Annotated in this window: 17 protein-coding genes and 3 tRNA genes; 1 reads left to right on the top strand and 19 read right to left on the bottom strand. The window is 32.8% G+C overall.

The genetic code is table 11. The features are described 5' to 3' along the window. Positions 1-2: 2 nt before the first annotated feature. From tilS to pth, 19 genes are all read right to left on the bottom strand, one after another. Complete coding sequence (tilS, locus tag RR539_RS06725) at positions 3-1,367, bottom strand: tRNA lysidine(34) synthetase TilS (RefSeq protein WP_332473592.1); 1,365 nt, start codon at positions 1,365-1,367, stop codon at positions 3-5. Positions 1,368-1,506: 139 nt separating this feature from the next. Further along, positions 1,507-3,894, bottom strand: coding sequence for a stage II sporulation protein E (spoIIE, locus tag RR539_RS06720; RefSeq protein WP_332473593.1), 2,388 nt, complete (start codon positions 3,892-3,894; stop codon positions 1,507-1,509). 552 nt (positions 3,895-4,446) lie between these two features. Then, positions 4,447-4,523 (bottom strand) — tRNA-Met (locus tag RR539_RS06715). A gap of 12 nt (positions 4,524-4,535) precedes the next feature. After that, a tRNA-Met gene (locus RR539_RS06710) sits at positions 4,536-4,611 on the bottom strand. A gap of 5 nt (positions 4,612-4,616) precedes the next feature. Continuing rightward, positions 4,617-4,705 (bottom strand) — tRNA-Leu (locus RR539_RS06705). A 134-nt stretch (positions 4,706-4,839) separates the two neighbouring features. Further along, the gene (locus RR539_RS06700; RefSeq protein WP_332473594.1) at positions 4,840-5,244 is read right to left on the bottom strand and encodes a S1 domain-containing RNA-binding protein; all 405 of its coding nucleotides are present in this window, start codon (positions 5,242-5,244) and stop codon (positions 4,840-4,842) included. Positions 5,245-5,323: 79 nt separating this feature from the next. After that, positions 5,324-5,605, bottom strand: a complete 282-nt coding sequence (locus RR539_RS06695; protein WP_332473595.1) for an FtsB family cell division protein — start codon at positions 5,603-5,605, stop codon at positions 5,324-5,326. 28 nt (positions 5,606-5,633) lie between these two features. Beyond that, complete coding sequence (yabQ, locus tag RR539_RS06690) at positions 5,634-6,188, bottom strand: spore cortex biosynthesis protein YabQ (protein WP_332473596.1); 555 nt, start codon at positions 6,186-6,188, stop codon at positions 5,634-5,636. A 12-nt stretch (positions 6,189-6,200) separates the two neighbouring features. Beyond that, positions 6,201-6,488: a sporulation protein YabP gene (yabP, locus tag RR539_RS06685; RefSeq protein ID WP_332473597.1), complete on the bottom strand. Its 288-nt coding sequence runs from the start codon at positions 6,486-6,488 to the stop codon at positions 6,201-6,203. Positions 6,489-6,718: 230 nt separating this feature from the next. Next, complete coding sequence (locus tag RR539_RS06680) at positions 6,719-6,976, bottom strand: RNA-binding S4 domain-containing protein (protein WP_332473598.1); 258 nt, start codon at positions 6,974-6,976, stop codon at positions 6,719-6,721. 87 nt (positions 6,977-7,063) lie between these two features. Then, positions 7,064-7,339, bottom strand: coding sequence for an HU family DNA-binding protein (locus RR539_RS06675; RefSeq protein WP_332473599.1), 276 nt, complete (start codon positions 7,337-7,339; stop codon positions 7,064-7,066). Between the two features lie 99 nt (positions 7,340-7,438). Further along, positions 7,439-8,875: a nucleoside triphosphate pyrophosphohydrolase gene (mazG, locus tag RR539_RS06670; protein WP_332473600.1), complete on the bottom strand. Its 1,437-nt coding sequence runs from the start codon at positions 8,873-8,875 to the stop codon at positions 7,439-7,441. Positions 8,876-8,895: 20 nt separating this feature from the next. Beyond that, positions 8,896-10,419, bottom strand: a complete 1,524-nt coding sequence (locus RR539_RS06665) for a putative polysaccharide biosynthesis protein (RefSeq protein WP_332473601.1) — start codon at positions 10,417-10,419, stop codon at positions 8,896-8,898. 62 nt (positions 10,420-10,481) lie between these two features. Further along, positions 10,482-11,033 (bottom strand): stage V sporulation protein T, encoded by a 552-nt coding sequence (gene spoVT, locus RR539_RS06660; protein WP_332473602.1) that lies wholly within the window; start codon positions 11,031-11,033, stop codon positions 10,482-10,484. A 200-nt stretch (positions 11,034-11,233) separates the two neighbouring features. Further along, positions 11,234-11,407: a hypothetical protein gene (locus RR539_RS06655; protein ID WP_332473603.1), complete on the bottom strand. Its 174-nt coding sequence runs from the start codon at positions 11,405-11,407 to the stop codon at positions 11,234-11,236. A 172-nt stretch (positions 11,408-11,579) separates the two neighbouring features. Continuing rightward, complete coding sequence (argF, locus tag RR539_RS06650) at positions 11,580-12,569, bottom strand: ornithine carbamoyltransferase (protein ID WP_332473604.1); 990 nt, start codon at positions 12,567-12,569, stop codon at positions 11,580-11,582. A 199-nt stretch (positions 12,570-12,768) separates the two neighbouring features. Continuing rightward, entirely contained in the window at positions 12,769-13,848 is a 1,080-nt protein-coding gene (locus RR539_RS06645) for a peptidylprolyl isomerase (protein ID WP_332473605.1), read from the bottom strand. A gap of 44 nt (positions 13,849-13,892) precedes the next feature. Next, positions 13,893-17,399, bottom strand: a complete 3,507-nt coding sequence (mfd, locus tag RR539_RS06640; RefSeq protein ID WP_332473606.1) for a transcription-repair coupling factor — start codon at positions 17,397-17,399, stop codon at positions 13,893-13,895. 21 nt (positions 17,400-17,420) lie between these two features. Then, on the bottom strand, positions 17,421-17,999 hold the full coding sequence (gene pth, locus RR539_RS06635) for an aminoacyl-tRNA hydrolase (protein ID WP_332473607.1): 579 nt from the start codon (positions 17,997-17,999) through the stop codon (positions 17,421-17,423). A gap of 230 nt (positions 18,000-18,229) precedes the next feature. On the opposite strand from pth, the gene cls reads away from it, so the two are divergent. Continuing rightward, positions 18,230-19,645 carry a cardiolipin synthase gene (cls, locus tag RR539_RS06630; RefSeq protein ID WP_332500280.1) on the top strand — a complete coding sequence of 472 codons (1,416 nt, stop codon included), beginning with the start codon at positions 18,230-18,232 and terminating at the stop codon, positions 19,643-19,645. Positions 19,646-19,730: the final 85 nt, after the last annotated feature.

Here is a 19,730-nt window from a genome sequence, read left to right as displayed (position 1 = left end):
TTTTACTCCCCTTTAATTTGTATTTTTAAGATGTTTCTTGTTGCTACTGTTGGTATATATGATGTTGACCTTTTATAGTTAAGAATAGATACCACTTCACCCTCAACTGCTATAAGAATTAATTTATCTCTTACTTCCCTTGGCACTTTATTATCTATAAATAGGTCTTTAAGTTTCTTCTTACCGCCTAAACCTTTTGTATATATGTAATCTCCGTTTTTTCTATTTCTTACTTTAAGTCTATCTAATATATTATCTACATCTATATAAATAGAATCATCCTTTGAATCTATATACTCATCATAAGTAATAATACTTAAATCAATAACTACTTCTTGAACCCTTAAACTTCTTCCTATATGTGACTTTACATCTATACTAAGCATCTCACTGCTAGCCTTATTTTTATATGTAATATTAAATAAGTCATAACTTAAAGTGCATATAGTTCCCTTCTTAATATTAATAGACTTACCTGACTCTCCACTCTTTATAAAGTCTAATAACATATCAATGTGTTTAGACTCAATTCCATTAATATCCCCAATTGTATTACCTATTATTGTTCTAAGCACCCTTCTTCTAAGCGCAATATGTAAATCGTTAAATTCATCCCTACTATATCCATTAGCTAGTTTAATTTTCTCAGCACTATTAACTGCAATAGATGATAAGAAATCTTCTTCATCCCTAGCAATCAAAGAATTAGTATTAAGATTCTCTAAAATATTATTATTAAAGTTCTTCATTATATATGGAATAAGATTAAGTCTTATTTTGTTCCTCGTGTAAACCTCTTGAAGATTTGTACTATCAATAACAGGATTTAAGTTATGTTCACTACAATAAGACTCTATTTCACATCGTTTACATTCAATAATAGGTCTTATTATATTGTCTCTCTTAGGGCTAATTCCTGACATTCCAAGAAGTGATGATCCTCTTAGAAATCTCATTATTATGGTTTCACCATTGTCATTTAGATTATGTGCAAGTGCTATTTTCCCATTTGGGTTAGATTCAATTATATTATTAAAAAACTCATACCTAACCTTGCGACCTGCTTCCTCTGAGGTAATTTTAAGTTTCTTTGCAAGTGAATTAACATCCTCACGAAGAAGATGAAATGTAATTCCATTTTCCCTGCAGAACCTTCTGCAAAATTCCTCATCTCTTAAAGCCTCTTCCCCTCTAATCATATGATTAATATGGGCAGCATGTAGTGTTAAATTATATTCTTCCTTAATAGATAACAAAATATGTAAAAGGGCAAGTGAATCTGGTCCACCTGAAAAACCAATTACTATTTCATCGCCATAGCTTATCATGTCGTATTTTACAATGGTATTAATACATTTATTTAACATTTTTATCACCACTTGTCTTTTCCTTATTACACTTATATAATACGGTTTTTAAGGAGAAAACTCAATAGATATTTTGAATAATTAAAAAAAATACAGGATTATTCCGAATGTTTTAGGAATAATCCTGTCAAATACTTCGCTATACTATTTTCCACACCTTACTTACTATAACAGTCATATCATCCGACTCCCTATCACCAACATAACTCTTCGCCATCTTAAGTAGGTGATCTGCAACATCTTTAGGGTTACCGCTATCATACTCACTTAAACATCTCTTAACCCAATTAATATCCGTATCAGCATCGGTTACCCCATCTGATACCATAACTATCATGTCTCCATTTTCAACTTCTACAATATGTGATTCAAAATCAACCTGATCAAGTATTCCAACAGGCATTGTTGTACTTTCTATAGTATCTACTCCATTTCTTGTTTTTATGTAGGTTGGAGCACATCCAATTTTTACAAACTCACCTATGCCATTATAAAGATCAACCACTGCCATATCTATTGTTGCAAATCTTTCCTCTGCATCACCTAGAATAAGCACCGAATTAATAGCCTTTATAGCTGCTGTTCGATCAAATCCTGCTTCCATAAACTTTTCTAGTAGGGCAATTGTTGTTTTACTCTCATTAGAAGCATAGCTTCCACATCCCATTCCATCACTAAGCCCCACTAAATATCTTCCCTGATCTAAATCTCCAAAGGTATAACTATCTCCTGAAACCTCATCAGCTGATGCCCTTGCAACTGCCGTTTTAATAGCATAATTCTCTTCCTGGGTTAATCTTATTTGTAATATTGAATTATCAACACTAGCTCCTGTATAATTTGCTGTACACATTCTAACCCCTAAAACCTCTGAAACTACATTTATATAATCACATATACTAATGTTACTACTTAAGTTAGCATCTACATAAATTGTAACCTCGTATATATTCCTTTGATTCTTCATAGCAAAAACGTCACTAAAACTTAATTCACTATTTGCTAATCCCTCTTTTATTTCGTCTCCCTTTATACTTTTTATTTCAAATGTACTTAATGCTTCGTTAACCATTGAGTTAACAGAATCTGATACTCCCCTTAACTGTTCAGCTAGAACAAGTCTTGAGTTGGCTATTTTACTTCTCCATCTACTATTTATTCTAAACACTTCAAATACAGTATTAGTTTGTCTTGTAAGATCACTTGGCCTTAAACACTTTTTCTGTATTTCCTTTGGAATATCATTTATTTCAAGTTTCCCCTTCTTCTCTGCAACTCCTAAAAGCTCAACAAAGGCATTACTTGTATAATAAAGTTCATTGTCCCAGCATGAATTTCTCTTATCACAACTAAAACATACCTTATCCGCAAGTTGTTCTACCATACTTGTTATATCTGCCTTACCATAAAGTTCATTAGTATAGGACTTTTCAAGTACAGTTGACAATCCGTCTATGGCACTTGTCATTCTAGTTAATCTATTTGATATAAGGGTATTTACTCTTTCTGAATAAACCTCTCCTCTAACTTCCTTCTTCTCCTCTATAATAACCTGATTATTAAATACTGAAAACTTAGCTATCTTACTATTTGGAATTATGAAAAACAATGCTGCACCTATTATTGAATCAAGTAGTACTGGCTGCATACCAGCAAAACTTGATGTATAAAAAGATAATATTGCCGCTGATAAAACAAATGTTACAGCAGTAAATATCTTACCAAAATCTCTAAATACACCTGATATTAATCCACAAAAGCCAAATATCCCTATTGTTAAGGGCATTGTAGTGTCTGCCATTCCACTTACAAGTCCAAGGGTTATACCCATTGCTGCTCCAAGAGCTGCTCCCCCTTGAAATCCACATACTATTGCAATGGTGAACCCAAATATATTTTTAAGGCTTGCCCCCATATACTGAATGTCATATGTACCAGCTACTGCTATCGCTATCATTAAAGATAGGCAAATCATTTCTTCATTTGTTATTTCACTCTTTGTTTTTTTGAAGAAACTAACCTGAGCCCCATAGGAGAATATAAACCCAAAGGCAACAACAACTCCACATTCAAATAAACTTATTAACACATCATATAAAACTATGCTTCCTGAAACAAATTGATAGTTAACAAATATACACGATATTAGGTTAACTCCAAATGCTAATGCACACATTCTAAAGGTATTTAGACTATCATTCTTTCTTATAAAGAACCCTACAACCATTAATACTAAAATAACCACTGCATGGGAAACTCCAAGATATCCATTTAACATGGAAACATAACCTATCATAGTAACTATTCCTGTTACTACTGCTCTTTTAAATCCTAAAAGTCCATAGGCTGCAATAAAGAAGGCTAACCCAAATGGCATAAACATTTTCATCATAACAACCCTTGATGCAAAGAAAGCACAGGTATAAAAGAACAAACTATTTATTGTTAGTACATCCTTTAGAACTATATTTTCCTTAATCGATTCACCCTTTATTCTGTTATATGGCATTAACTCTTCTTTGTACATTAATTTACCCCCCTATATAGAATTACACTTAACATAACCGCTTTAATTTAAATTTATTTTAGCAAACTATATATATATTTTTTTGTCATTATATAACCTTAAAAACTATGATATTTATTACATATTACTTTGCTTTTTGGGTAAGAACTTGACTATTCGACGTAAAAAATATCTTAGCGATATATTTTTTGTTCTAATAATAGGAGAAAAGCAAGAATGCTACAAAAATTTCTCAGTAATATTTTTCTATTTTGTGGATATAATTATAATTTATATGTTTTTATCCACAAACATTTAGGTTTATGAGTATTATTTATTTCTATATATAGTAATATGAAACTTAACAAATATAATTTAGAATAATAATAAGGAGAACTTCCTAGATATATGATAATGATCTTAATCATTCTATTATTGATAGATTGAAATACTATCCTAGATAGGTTTAATAATAACCTGAATAAAAATATAGAATAGAATAAAATTTATTTATGATAGGTATAATTAGACAAAAATAAAAACTCCAATTTGAATAATCAAATTGGAGTTTCTTGGTGGCGGCAGAGGGAGTCGAACCCCCGACCCTTCGGGTATGAACCGAATGCTCTGGCCATCTGAGCTATGCAGCCACGATATAAAATTGGTAGCGGGGAGAGGACTCGAACCTCTGACCTTCGGGTTATGAGCCCGACGAGCTGCCAACTGCTCCACCCCGCGAAATATGGTGCCGGAGACCGGGGTCGAACCGGTACGGTCTTTTCGGACCGCAGGATTTTAAGTCCTGTGCGTCTGCCTGTTCCGCCACTCCGGCGAGATCAACTTATCTCGCTGACATGATTAATTATATAACCTTTATTAAAAATAGTCAACACTTTTTCTGAAAAAATTTAAATGTTTTTTATTGGAGTAAAAAAGCAAAATAAAAAGGCATTTAATATGCCTTGATTATCTTCTTGAATAGCCACCTTTTCTCTTTGACTCTTGGCCTTTTTTAAGGTCATGCATCTTCTCTTCACTATCCTTAGTGAACTTAGACATCATATCCTCGAAAGAAAGGGAATTCACTTTTTTCTTTTCCTTCTCCCAGTCAATTTCTGCTGGTTTCTGGCTTACCTTATCTGCTGGTACTTGTCTAATTGATAGACTCATTCTTCCATTGTCATCTACACCGATAACTTTAACCTTAACTTTATCTTGCTCCTTAAGATGCTTTTTAATATCTTTTATATAAGCATTTGAGATCTCAGATATATGAACAAGACCTGTTTTACCACCGACTTCTATAAATGCGCCGAAGTTAGTGATGTTCACTACTACGCCTTCTAAAATGCTTCCAACCTGTAGGGTCATATTAAAAAATTTCCTCCCTTAACGTTTTAGTTGTTTTTTATTATATCCCAATTTATAGGCCTAGTCAATTTATAATCGGCTATTTAGACCTATTTTTATCTATAAAAAGGATTTCACCTTCCTTAATCATTCCTAGAATTTCCCTAGCTCTAATCTCACCATAATTATCATGTTCTGATTGTGCTAGTCTCTCCTTTAGCTGTACATTTTGTATTTTTAGAGACTCTTCCTGATTTACATAGTGGTTATAATCATCACTTAACCTGTTAATAATACTTTGCTGTTTTATTAATATAGTACCAAAAATCAGTACTATAGCAAGGCATATGATCTTACTTCCCTTCTTTTTAATCTTCTTCAATACTATCCCCTCTTTTATCTATTTGTATTTATGCAGAGTCTTTTTTGTTTTTCTTAACCTTCATTTTCTTATTACTCTTATTTATATTCTTCCCAAAAGTCTTTTTACCTTCTTTTTTAGGCTTCTCAGGCTTTAAACTTTTCTTAATTTCTATCTTTTTATTTATTTCGTAAGCTTTCTCACAAATATTAAGTCTTAAAATACTAAAACCATGACTTATCATCTTAATTGGAAGATATACTATATTACATATTATACTAAATAACTTATATGTAATTTGTAACGTTCTGGTTAATACTATGCGAAAAACCTTAGATATTATTGCAAAATATATTATAGCTCCTAAAGCTATTCCAATAAAGGTATAATACCTAATATCACCATCATTAGTAGCTATAAGATATACAAATATAGCTAGGGCCTCAAATATCCAAAATAGAATATCTGCTATCCCCTCCATAATCTTATTCTTATTATACCCACCTACAACTACCCTATAAACATCAAATAAAGCACCTGCGATCAGCCCTGCTACAATAGTTGAAAAAAAGTATGTTAACTGTACACCTATTGTTAGTACCATTAAATCACCTGCTTATTTAAACATCTTTTTTAAGATACTTTCCTTCTTAGCCTTATCCTTAGTAACATAAGTTAAAGATATAATATAACCATCTATACACATATCCCCACTTTCCACATTTAATTTACCAACCTTCATATTTCCTCCCTTAATAGCAAGTGCTCCAAGTGAGGTTTCAAGGACAATATTATCCTCGTTAAATGTCAAAACTTCTGTAACCCCAGTAAGTTCTAATCTTTTTCGCCCCTCAAGTTTTATGTTATGATTTTCTATTTTATCGGTTATCTTTTCTTTATCCATACTATCCCTCCTAACTAATAAATAATATGAAGAAAAGTTTTAAATTATACCCACATAGAGATATTCACACTAAACCACAGACTTTCAACACTTTATCCACATGGTTATCCACAACTTGTGCATAACCTAAACAATTGTTCGCATAAAAAAAGAACACAGTAAAAACTATGTTCATTAATCTCTTTAACATCAAAAGTAATGTATGTTATATAAAATACTACAATAATAAATTATTCTATTTCACTACCTGTAATTACCTTATAAAGATCACGTGCACCGTCCTTAGTTACATGTTCCCTAATCTCTGCTATTTCAGCCTTAATACTACCACTAGCATAGCCTATTTCAATTATATCCCCAACCTTTAAGGATGTACCTGCCTTTGCAACCTTATCATTAACAAGTACTCTACCTGTATCACAAACTTCCTTAGCAACAGTTCTTCTTTTTATAATTCTTGATACCTTTAAAAATTTATCTAATCTCATATTTTCACACCCTTTGGTTAATATAAAACAAAAGACTGCCTGCATAAGTTATGCGGCAGTCTTACCCAAGCAATTGCTTGATATTGACTAGTTGTTAACCTTTTCCTTAAGCTCTTTTCCAGCCTTAAATGCAGGAACCTTTGATGCAGGAATAGTTATTTCTTCCTTAGTCTTAGGGTTTCTACCCTTTCTCTCAGCTCTTTCCTTAACTTCGAAAGTTCCGAATCCAACAAGTTGAACCTTATCTCCTGAAGTTAGAGCCTCTTCGATGCTCTCGATAAATGATTTAAGTGCCTTCTCAGCATCCTTCTTAGTTAGCCCGCTCTTGCTTGCCATTGATGTTACTAAATCTGATTTATTCACAAATTTCCCCTCCTTGTCATTAACCAAGTCATTGTATAGTATCTTATTCTCCAAAAAAAGATAAATTCCTTCTTTCAAGAATAAAAAACTGCAATTTTTTTAAAGTGACTTAGCCTCGTTCCAAAATCTATTCATATCTTTAAGTGTAGCCTCCTGTAAAGTAGACCCACTTTCTAAGATTTTAGATTCAACATACTCAAATCTTTTTATAAACTTTTCTGTGGTTTTTGTCAAGCATATTTCAGGATTTAACCCTAAAAACCTTGAAAAATTAACTATTGAGAACAATAAATCCCCAACTTCTTCTTCCACTTCTGAATTATTACCATTTTTGTAAGCATTTAATACTTCTTGAAATTCTTCTTTTATCTTATTTATTGTATCATCAATGTTTTCGAATTCAAAGCCAACCTTCTTTACCTTATTTTGGACTTTTTCTGCCCTCATAATTGCAGAAAATGACTTTGGTATATCCTTAAGAACCCTTGTTAGTGTTTCCTGGTCCTTTTCCTTCATTTTGATTTTATCCCAATTAGAAATAACATCCTCTGAGTTATTTACCTCTACACCGGAAAATACATGTGGATGTCTATCTATCATCTTCTGAGTTACTATATGACAAACATCGTTTACGCAAAATCCATCATACTCCCTTGCTATTTCCCCATGGAAAACAATTTGGAGAAGTATATCCCCAAGCTCCTCACAAAGATTCTCAGTATTAGATGTATCTATTGCATCTATTACCTCATAACACTCCTCAAGTAGATTAGAACGAAGACTCTCATGTGTTTGCTCCCTATCCCAAGGACATCCATCTTCACTTCTAAGCTTTCTAATAATACTAACTAAATCCCTAAAGCCATATTTATTATACTCATTAACAGGAGGTATATAAAGACTTGTTAGATAATCAACCCACTCCTGTCTATCAATTTCATATAACTTCATAGATTCAATTCTTTCTTCCCCTTCAACACCTGCCCCGCGAAGAAGAACTACTGGCTGTTCATCATGATAGTAATCCATAAGCTTAATCTTAATATCTGATGCTATAAATGGGCTATATACCTGAGTAATTATATTACAAACCTTAGTATCCGGTTCTTGAACATCTAGTTGAAGACCATCAATAACCTTCATACCACAAATTGGATCTATTTTAAGTGCTGAAACAACAACATCAATAAAACTTAATGCTGAAACTATTTCATACTCCTTACCACTTTCTTCACAAAGACTAATTACATGCTGAACAGATTTTTCTGCAACAAGTGGATGTCCTGGTACTGCATAAACAACATCCTCCTGCTCTGCTACTATCTTGCCTATTTCCATGTATAATTCATCAAAATCTTCAAAGGAATCATACATATGGTCAAAGGTTTCAAACTTAATTCCATAGTCTTTAATGTACTGAACATTAGGGTGTTTAAAAGTTCTTAAATAAACCTTATTTGCATTTTTCATAATTTCTAGTGTTTTTAAGGTTAAATCTCCTATAGAACCAGGTCCTAACCCTATAATTTTTATCATATGCTACTCTCCCCTTTAAACTACATCATTGATTTAACTTCTTTAATTGTTAAAGTTCTAGTTAATAATAATGCTAATAAATATGCTACTCCCCCAATTAATATTGATATTAGGGTTGTTATACTACTGCTAATACCTAAGCCGTTAAGCTGTGTACCTATTGTAGTAACTGTTATAGCCATTATTAGGCCACATATAAGTGGCATTATAATACACTGTGTAAAATTTGTATATACCCTAGTATATTTCATAACTAAAATAAAATCTATAACAGCAATAACAACGTAGGAAATTAAAGTTGCTATTGCAGCCCCCTTAATATTAAGCGCTGGGTTTCCAATTAATATAATTCCTACTAAAACCTTAACTACACATCCTATTATTATAGCAAACAAAGGGGCAAAGGTTCTAGACACTCCATTTAGTATACTTGTTGATACCTGTGCACCTATAATAAACACACATGCTATAGATAAGATCCTCATTAAATCATATCCATCACTAGAGCCCATAAATAACATAGATAGTATTGGCTTTGCAAGTATGTATAGACCTATACTACAGGGAATAGCAAATATAGCTGCGATTTTATAGGATAGGTTAATATTTTTTCGAAGCCCTTCAAATGAGCCTTTTGCATAGGATTCACTTATAGCAGGTACAGTACTTTGTGCAAGTGCAATAGATAAGGTTAATGGCACATTGATTAATACCTGTGCCTTGCCTGTAAGCTGTCCATAAAGTGAAGTTGCAATTTCCCTTGAATATCCTGAACTATTTAAAAGTGCAGGTACCATAAAGGAATCAATTAAAGCCATAACAGAACCTATTGTTTGTGCCATAGATATTGGAATTGCTATTTTTAGTATATCTAAAAGTATTCTGCTTCCCTTTGCTTTTGAATTGTTTTTAATATTTTTTTTAGTAGACTTATACTTATAGAACATAAATATAAGAGCAACAAGTGACCCTACACAGGCACCAAATGATGCTCCCCCTGCTGCAAGTGGAACTGAATATTTAAGAAGTATATAACAAAGTGCAACTCCTACAATAACCCTTGTAAACTGTTCTAATATCTGTGATACTGCTGGAAACTTCATGTACTGAAGTCCCTGAAAGTACCCTCTAAAAGCAGATAACATACATGTTAATACAGGGGCAAAGCTTATTCCAAGTAGGGAATAATAGGCCTCATCTGGCCAATCAAATAGTGATATTAAATTCTTACCAAATACAACTAATAATGTAGTTGAAAAAAGACCAAAAACAAATAACATCTTAAAGGCTATTTTAAAAATATCATGTGCTTCACCATCACGGTTAAGAGCCATCTTCTCTGATATCATCTTAGATACAGCAATAGGCACTCCTGCTGCTATTGCTAGTAAAAATGAATATAGTGGATATGTAAGCTGGTATAAACCAATTCCTTCCTCACCTATCATATTAATAATAGGAATTCTAAAGAAGAGTCCTAGGAACTTAGATATAAAACCTGCTGCTGCAAGTATTACTGCTCCTTTAATTAAAGTATTTCTCATAGAAAATCCCCCTAGCGTCTTCTAATAAAGAATATTAGAACTAGGGGGCTTATATGCTAAAATTATTCCATTTGGCGACCAATAAATATAGCCGCTGCCTCGCAAAGTTTCTTCTCAACATCGCTTGGCATGGTTCCTGGATCCTTAGATAGTATTACAACGGCTCCAATTGCATCTCCCTCTGAAATAATAGGAGTAACAACCTGGAATGAATATTCAGACCCGTTATCCTCCTCAACGGTTAAAGCAAATGGTGATGCAGAGTCACTTGAAAGTACAAATGTCTTTCTTTCAGAAAGAACCTTCTCCATGTCCTCACTAATTCTTCTATCGTTGTATTCTTTCTTAGATAAACCTGATACAGCAATAATTACATCTCTATCACAAATTATAACTCCATATCCTGATGATTGGTTCAGTGCGTCAGTATAATCCTTAGCAAAGTCTGAAAGTTCTCCAATTGGAGAGTACTTCTTAAGAATAACTCCACCATCACGATCTGTAAATATCTCTAGTGGGTCTCCTTCTCTAATTCTAAGGGTTCTTCTTATCTCCTTTGGTATAACAACTCTTCCTAAGTCGTCTATTCTTCTAACAATTCCTGTAGCCTTCACTAAAATCCCTCCTAAAATGTTAAATTACATATGTAATACTTATCTTATTATTAATTTTCCTATTTTTTAAAAAAATATACCCAAAAATAGTTAATATAATAAAATTTTTATGAAATTATTATGATTTTGTAAAAATTTTAGGAAAGAATATAAAAATATAAGACTATCTATAGGAAAATTCATAGATAGTCTCATATGTATTACTTATTGTTTTTGCTCATAAGCTTAATACTGCAAACCTTACATTGTGAAGTACCTGATGAACCAAGTGTTTTGTACTTACAATTAACACAACCTGATGGCATGTTACGATACCCGGTTCTCATAATAGCTCTCTCATCGTTAAGGTCACCATATAAATAGCTTCTTGACATAAAATCGCCTCCTCGCTTTTTCATTAGTATGTATATATATATTTTTTTTATTCTTAATGTATTAATAATTATAGCACTTAAAAAGGTTTTTTCAAGTATTTATGCATGTTTTTTGTTTAAATATAAGCTAAAAGACCAATGGTAAATACCACCAGTCTTTTAGCTTAACATTTTATTGAGTTGCAACTATAACTGCTTTAATACTATGCATTCTGTTTTCAGCCTGGTCAAACACTATTGAATGCTTACTTCTAAACACTTCATCAGTAACTTCCCTAACATCGAAACCATATTCTTCTTTAGCAGTTTTTGCAAATTTAGTTTCAAAGTCGTGGTATGCAGGAAGACAATGCATGAATAAAACATCATTATTCTTTGCCTTGTTTATCATATTCATATCCACTCTATATTTTTCTAGAAGATTAACTCTTTCCTCAAGCATATCCTCTTCTCCCATTGAAACCCATACATCTGTATAGATAACATCTGCACCCTCAACATCATCAATATTATCAGTAATAGTTATACTAGCACCACTAATATCACATAGGGGCTTTAGAGACTTTATAATACTACTATCAGGGTATAACTCCTTAGGCCCGAGTGCTACAAAGTCAACTCCCATAATTGCACATCCATACATAAGTGCATAACTCATATTATTTCTAATATCTCCTACAAAAACAAGCTTTGTTTTATTAAGCTTCTTATCTAAATGTTCCTCAATAGTCATAAAGTCTGCAAGTATTTGAGTTGGATGATCCTCATCTGTAAGCCCATTATAAACAGGAACCTTAGAATACTTTGCAAGGTCCTCTACAACCCTTTGAGAAAACCCTCTATACTCAATGCCATCATAAAATCTTCCGAGTACCTTAGCACTATCCTCAATAGATTCCTTTTTTCCAACCTGTGAACTATTAGAATCTAAAAATGTAACATGACCACCCTCATCAAGTACTGCAACCTCAAATGCACATCTTGTTCTAGTTGATGTTTTTTCAAATAATAAAACTATATTTTTACCTTCAAGGTTATTTCCCTTTATACCTGCCCTTTTTTTAGCCTTTAAATCATGTGCTAAATCAAGCATATATCTAACTTCTTCCTTATTAAAATCAAGGAGGGTTAAAAAACTTCTCCCCTTTAAATTAACTGGCATAAAAATCATCTCCTACTACTGTTTTGTATATTTATTAATTATAATCGTATATTTATAATTAATCAACCACATTTTTCTATATTTTATATTAATATATAAACAAATATAAATATCCTTCTCTATTAATAAGCATAAAAAAGAACTACATCACTAGATGTAGTTCTTCACATTGCTTACAAACAAATATTTTATTTAGTTATTATTGCAGGTTTTCTAGGAATTTCTTAATTTTTGATTCCTTTTCCCACTTAGCTGTTTCAGCTTGAATAGCCATTTTTTGCTTTGGCTCTAAAAGTGAAGCCTTAATCTTATCCTTTACCTTATCAAGTGGAAGCTTAGGGTATTCTTCCTTCTTCTCTACCTTGATTATGTAGTATCCGTGCTGTCCCTTAACTGGCTGGCTTATTTCACCAATCTTAAGCTTAAGAGCTGCAGTTAAGAATGCCGGGTCAAGCTTAGAGTATTCTAACCCTTCAGCATATCTTCCACCATTTTCTTTAGATCCTTCATCTTCTGACTTTTCTTTGGCAAGCTTTGCAAAGTCTGCTCCGCCATCTAATTGTTTCTTAATATCCTTAGCCTTAGCCTCTGCATCAGGTGTTTCTGACTTTATAAGTATATGGCTAAATATTAACTTATTAGGCTTCTCTGTGTATGCATAAGGATTCTTGTTATATTCTTCTTCAATTTCTTTATCTGTTAGCTTAACATCCTTAAGAATGTTTTCTTGAAGCTTTTGCTGGATTAATTGTAGCTTAACTGTATCGTTAAGGAATTCCTTATACTTATCAAATGAAAGTCCAACAGTATTTTCAGTTTCTTTTTCAAGCTTCTCCTGTGAACCATAAGTCTTAATTCCCTGGTCAATAATTCCCTTAACTGTAGTTTCTACTTCCTTATCTGTTACCTTAAGCCCCTTTTCCTCTGCGTTATGGTAAAGTACCTTCTCTTGAGTTAGGTCATTAAGGAATGTTTCCTTTTGATCCTTCATAAACTTCGCCTTATCAGCAGGTAATCTTCCCTGATCGTTTTGGTTGATCTCCTTACCTTCCTTTTTAAGCTTAGCATCCTCCTGCTCTTGAAGCTTATATTGGTGCTCTATATTGATCTTAATAGGTTCAAATCTCTTGTTAAAGTCTGCTAGTGTTATATCTTCACCATAAACCTTAGCAACTACTTGTTTGCTCATACCTTCTTCTGTTTTAACTATTTGCGCACATCCAGTAAAAGCAAAAACGCTTACTACTAAAAGAGCTAGTAGTACTCTTAGTTTTTTCATTTGGTCCCCTCACTTTCTTTTAATAAGAAATCTAATTATTTAGATTATAATGGTTTTTTTTCCATACTGCAATCTTTAAGGCAATTTAATACACCCATTATATTATCGACTATCTTCGATTCACTATTATCCTTAAACTTTAGAGCAAGTATTGGTTTCTCCACATTAGGATATGATGCTATAACCTGGATTTTGCTAGTTAAACATCTTATACTCTCAGGCATAATATACTCTCCCTGTGTGAAGTTGATGTGAATTTCCTTTTTAATTTCCTTAATACCTATAACACCCATAGACTTAGCTACAGCTTTAAGCAGGGCTATTCTAATTAGGTTCTCACAAGGCTTTGGTATGTCAGAGAACCTATCAATAAGCTCATCTTCTATATCCATTTTGTCCTTTTCACATGATATTGATGCTATTTTTTTGTAAATTTCAATTTTGATAATCTCATTATCAATATAAGTATCAGGTATATATGCATTAATCGGAAGCTCTATTGTTGTTTCTATATCACTTGCAACCTCTTCACCTTGAATATGCTTAACCTCATCCTTAAGCATCTTACAGTATAGGTCATATCCAACAGCCCCCATGTGACCATGTTGCTGTGTACCTAGCATATTACCTGCTCCTCTAATTTCAAGGTCACGCATGGCAATCTTAAAGCCTGAACCAAACTCAGTAAACTCCTTAATAGCCTTAAGCCTCTTTTCTGAGTCCTCAGTTAATACCTTATCACGTCTATATGTAAGGTATGCATATGCAAGTCGGCTACTTCTTCCTACTCTACCACGAAGCTGGTAAAGCTGTGAAAGTCCCATTCTATCCGCATCATAAACAATTAAAGTATTCGCATTTTGTATATCCATACCTGTTTCTATTATAGTTGTACATAGTAGTATGTCAGATTTCCCTTCCATAAATCCTACTATAACATCCTCAAGTTCCTTTTCACCCATTTTTCCATGTGCCATACTTATTCTAGCATCTGGAATAAGGTTTTGTAGATATCCATTCATTTCAGGCATTGTTTCTACCCTATTATAAACAAAGTAAACCTGTCCACCACGTGATATTTCACGACTAATAGCATCTGCTATAAGCTGGTCATTATATTCAAGCACATAGGTCTGAACTGGGTATCTTTCCTCCGGTGGAGTTTCGATAACACTCATATCCCTAGCTCCTATAAATGACATATGTAGAGTTCTTGGAATAGGAGTTGCTGTTAATGTTAATACATCAACATTTTGTTTAAGTGCCTTAATTTTCTCTTTATGACTAACTCCGAACCTCTGCTCCTCATCAATAATTAGTAGTCCAAGGTCCTTATACTTAATGTCTTTTTGAAGAAGTTTATGGGTTCCTATAACAATATCAACATTACCTGCTGCAAGGTTTTGTTTAGTTTCCTTTTGCTGCTTTGGTGTATTGAATCTACACATCATATCAATATTAACAGGAAAATCCTTAAATCTTTCCTTAAAGTTCTTATAATGCTGCTCAGCTAGAATAGTTGTAGGAACAAGGAATGCTACCTGTTTCTCATCCATTGCTGCCTTAAATGCAGCACGCATAGCAACCTCGGTTTTACCATATCCAACATCACCACATAAAAGTCTATCCATAGGTTTATCCGATTCCATATCCCTTTTAATTTCTTCAATTGCAGTAAGCTGATCTGGAGTTTCATCATATGGGAAATCCTCTTCAAAATCCACCTGCCATGAGGTGTCCTTTGAAAACTTAAATCCTTTGCAGGCACTACGCTTAGCGTATAACTTAATAAGTTCATCTGCCATTGCTTTAAGTGACTCACGAACCTTACCCTTGGTCTTAGACCACTCCTGTCCCCCAAGCTTATTCATCTTAGGTGTTTTGTCATCTGAACCAATATATTTTTGCACCATGTCTAATTGATCTACAGGAACATAAAGAGTATCGTCTCCTCTATAGCTTAAAACTAAAAAGTCCCTCTTAACTCCCTCAACTTTAAGTTCGTTAATTCCTTCAAATTTACCTATACCATGGTTTATATGTACAACATAATCTCCAACCTTAAGATCAGTAAAACTTTCAATTCTACCTTCCTTTTTAGTAAACTTACGGCGGGGCTTAAGGTCTTTATATACTTCCTTATCAGATATAATCAATATCTTTCCAGATGGGAAGTCCATTCCGCGTCTTAAACTTCCTGATGTTATTGTAACAACTGAAGGTTGTGCGGTTTTTGTAAATTCACTATATATAGCCTTAATTCCCTCTGAAACAAGTGCATCCTTAAGCCTTTTTCCTCGACTTTCACTACCAGAGAGTATAAATATGTAATAATCCTTATTGATCTTGTCTCTAATCTCAGATAATATATACTCAATTCCACCAACAGCGTTAAGACTAATACCATTTATATGAACTATATCCCCTGGCTTAAATATATTATCTACCCTTGGAATCATATTATATCCAAGATATAGTCTACTACTTAAATCCTCTAACACAATATTACTGTTAACTAAATACTCTCCTTGAAGTGGAAGAATCTCTCCTTTTTCAAGTAGGGATTTATAACTTTCATTAAACTCTGTTGATACACTTTCTATTTTCTGAGTTATCTTTTGTGTTTCATCTAATATAATAAGTGGGTTTTTAAAGTAATCTATAAACGAACAGGCCTCATCTTTATAAAAGTATGGAATATAACTATCTATTCCATCAAAACTTCTATGCTCTGAAAGCTTTTCAATATTGCCCTTAACCCTTTTCGTAAGATTATCCCTATATTCCTTATTTTTTATTTTTTTAATTCTTTCTTCAAGTTCATTAAGTAACTCTAATGAAACCCTCTTTATATCATCATTTGTAAGTATGATTTCACGTGCACTATAAACACTAACCTCATCTATACTTTCAATACTTCTTTGGGTTAAAACATCGAAGCTTCTAATTGTATCTATTTCATCTCCAAAAAACTCCACTCTAATAGGGAAAGAAGCATCTGCTGGAAAAAGGTCTATTATCCCGCCCCTTTTTGCAAATTGTCCCTTTCCTTCAACAGCTACTACCCTTTCATATCCAAGGTCTAGTAGAGATGACATAAGTGATACTATATCATTTTCCTCTTCCCTCTTTAGGTTAATAACAAATTTAGAATGTAGATTACTTGGTGGCATTTTGTATAATATAGCATCTATTGATGCAACAACTATAATATCTTCTCCCTTTTGAAGACGTCTTAAAACCTCAAGTCTTTCACATCTTATTTCAAGTGAAGAAACCTCTATATTAAAAACCATCTCCTTAGATGGCATGTAATAGCAATTATCCATTAATGCTGATAAATCGTCATGGAGCTTTTTAGCCTCCATATCATTACTAGTTAGTATTAATACTTGACCTTTTAATTTGCTATAAAGACCATATGTAATTACAGCCCTTTGGGAATCTGATAGTCCATGTACAATTGTAGATGTTCCACCATTTATACTAGATACTAACTGCTTATATTCCTCCATTCCATCTAAAATAGAAGAAATACATTCTAATCTCAAGTTAGCTACACCTCCTAGCCATTATTCTGAGTCTTGACATCCATTAAAGGTATTATACTTATTCATAGCATTTGATATATTACCCTTTATCATATCAACAACTGCATCAGCTGAAACCTCAACTGATTTATCCATTATTTTTCTCTCCTCATCACTATACTTTCCAAGAACATAGTCAACAATTCCTCTTTGGGCCTTACCTATTCCAACTCTTATTCTAGGAAAGTCCTTAGTTTGAAGATGGAGTAGTATATTCTTCATTCCATTATGTCCACCATCTGTTCCTGATGGTCTAATTCTAATCTTTCCAAGGTCTATTGCCATATCATCATATATAACAATAATATTCTCTGGGTCTATTTTATAAAATGAAGCAGCTTCAATTAAAGCCTCTCCACTAAGATTCATATATGTTAAAGGTTTAAGAAAAATTGTTTTTTGTCCATCTATTATGTATTCTCCAAAATTCCCTTTAAACCTTTCTCTATCCATATTAAAGCCAAATTTTCTACTTAAACAATCTATAACCTCAAACCCAGCATTATGTCTAGTTCCTTCGTACTCCCTGCCAGGGTTACCTAGTCCAACTACAAGATACATTTTAATTCCTCCATTCATGAATATAATTTATAGTATAATCAAATTTCCTAAAAATAAAAAGAATATTTTCCCCTACTTATAGTATACCACTAGCTAATATTACCTTATTTTCTTTTAAAGTGAATATTTTTATAGTAGAATAAAGTAAATTTAGAATAATCTATTTTAATATCACGCATACTAATACTTTATAAGTTTGGGGGTGTCCCATGGAATATATCAATTATTTAATGTCGCCATATTTTTATATAACCAATGTTATTATTCTATCTCTACTAATAGTTCTTGAAAGAAAAAGACCTGAAAAAACTATAGCCTGGATACTTATTTTCATAGTTTTTCCTCCACTTGGAATTATACTATATATATTTCTTGGACGTAACTGGAAGAAATATCGTCTTAAGGACCAAATGTCTCCTACAATAAAAGACCTTGTTGGTAGAGTTATTGGTAAAGTTAACAAAAATGAATATTTATCACTGATTACTCTTCTTGCAGTTAATAGTGATTCACCTTTATTTGTTGATAATAATATTACACTTTATAGGGATGGATGTGAGAAGTTTAAAGCCCTTAAAGAAGAACTTCTTAAGGCAAAACACCATATACATCTTGAGTATTACATAGTTAAACATGACGGTATCGGCGAAGAAATCAAGGATATTCTTATTACTAAGGCTAGGGAAGGGGTTAAGGTCCGCTTTATTATAGATAAAGTAGGTTCAGGATCCCTCTCTAAAAAATATAAGCGTCAACTTAAAAAAGCTGGAGTTGATGTTGTTGAATACTCATACTTTCTGGCACCTATCCTTAGATTTGTTAATACCCAGATTAACTACCGTAACCACCGTAAAATCGCAATTATTGATGGACGTGTAGGATTTCTTGGCGGTAACAATATAGGAGATGAATATCTTGGCAAAGGTACCCTTGGGTACTGGAGAGATAGTCATATTAAGGTTACAGGAGACTTTGTACTAGGTCTTCAGGGAGTATTTCTTGATGATTATTTTACTATTAAGAAGGCTAACGAAGAGGAGCTTTTATACGAAACAGGGTTTAGTGAATACTTTCCTGAACCTAAGTCCTCAAATGGTCAGGTTATTCAACTTGTAAAAAGCGGTCCTGACTCAGATTACCCAAGTATTATGCACTCCATATTAAAGATGATTAATATGGCAAAGGAGCATATATATATAACCACTCCATATTTTGTTCCACCTGAATGTATTATGGAGGCACTTAAGGTAGCAGCTCTGTCTGGTGTTAAAGTTAGTATAATATTTCCTGGTCAATATGATCATCTAATAGTCCACTACGCCTCAAAGTCCTATCTTGGAGAACTTTTAAAGTGTGGTGCTAAGGTCTACCTTTATCATAAGAAATCCTTTGTACATGCTAAGGTAATGAGTGTAGATGGCAAAATTTCAACACTTGGAACTGCTAATATGGATATGAGAAGCTTTGAGCTTAACTATGAGATTAACTGTGTTGTATATGATGAGGTATTTACATCATCAGTTGAAAATATGTTCTTAGATGACTTAGCTAAATGTGAAGAGCTTACACTTAAAATGTACGAATCTACTCCATTTAGATATAGAGCACTTGAATCAATTATGAGGGTTTTTTCCTCACTTTTATAAAGATAATACTTCTAAAATCAAAAGGATGCTGAAACCAGCATCCTTTTATATTTTATATTATTTTTGAACAAGTATTGTTTCAATT

It is taken from the genome of Clostridium sp., assembly GCF_036639235.1.
In the GTDB taxonomy this organism is placed as follows: domain Bacteria; phylum Bacillota; class Clostridia; order Clostridiales; family Caloramatoraceae; genus Clostridium_AB.
Note: the sequence above shows the minus strand (reverse complement) of the source record. Positions and strands in the feature narration are given on the sequence as shown.

Coding starts and splice junctions, on each gene's coding strand:
- tilS (WP_332473592.1), bottom strand. CDS start 1,367: ATGTTAAATAAATGTATTAATACCATTGTAAAATACGACATGATAAGC.
- spoIIE (WP_332473593.1), bottom strand. CDS start 3,894: ATGTACAAAGAAGAGTTAATGCCATATAACAGAATAAAGGGTGAATCG.
- RR539_RS06700 (WP_332473594.1), bottom strand. CDS start 5,244: ATGACCCTACAGGTTGGAAGCATTTTAGAAGGCGTAGTAGTGAACATC.
- yabQ (WP_332473596.1), bottom strand. CDS start 6,188: ATGGTACTAACAATAGGTGTACAGTTAACATACTTTTTTTCAACTATT.
- yabP (WP_332473597.1), bottom strand. CDS start 6,488: ATGGATAAAGAAAAGATAACCGATAAAATAGAAAATCATAACATAAAA.
- RR539_RS06680 (WP_332473598.1), bottom strand. CDS start 6,976: ATGAGATTAGATAAATTTTTAAAGGTATCAAGAATTATAAAAAGAAGA.
- mazG (WP_332473600.1), bottom strand. CDS start 8,875: ATGATAAAAATTATAGGGTTAGGACCTGGTTCTATAGGAGATTTAACC.
- RR539_RS06665 (WP_332473601.1), bottom strand. CDS start 10,419: ATGAGAAATACTTTAATTAAAGGAGCAGTAATACTTGCAGCAGCAGGT.
- RR539_RS06655 (WP_332473603.1), bottom strand. CDS start 11,407: ATGTCAAGAAGCTATTTATATGGTGACCTTAACGATGAGAGAGCTATT.
- argF (WP_332473604.1), bottom strand. CDS start 12,569: ATGCCAGTTAATTTAAAGGGGAGAAGTTTTTTAACCCTCCTTGATTTT.
- RR539_RS06645 (WP_332473605.1), bottom strand. CDS start 13,848: ATGAAAAAACTAAGAGTACTACTAGCTCTTTTAGTAGTAAGCGTTTTT.
- pth (WP_332473607.1), bottom strand. CDS start 17,999: ATGTATCTTGTAGTTGGACTAGGTAACCCTGGCAGGGAGTACGAAGGA.
- cls (WP_332500280.1), top strand. CDS start 18,230: ATGTCGCCATATTTTTATATAACCAATGTTATTATTCTATCTCTACTA.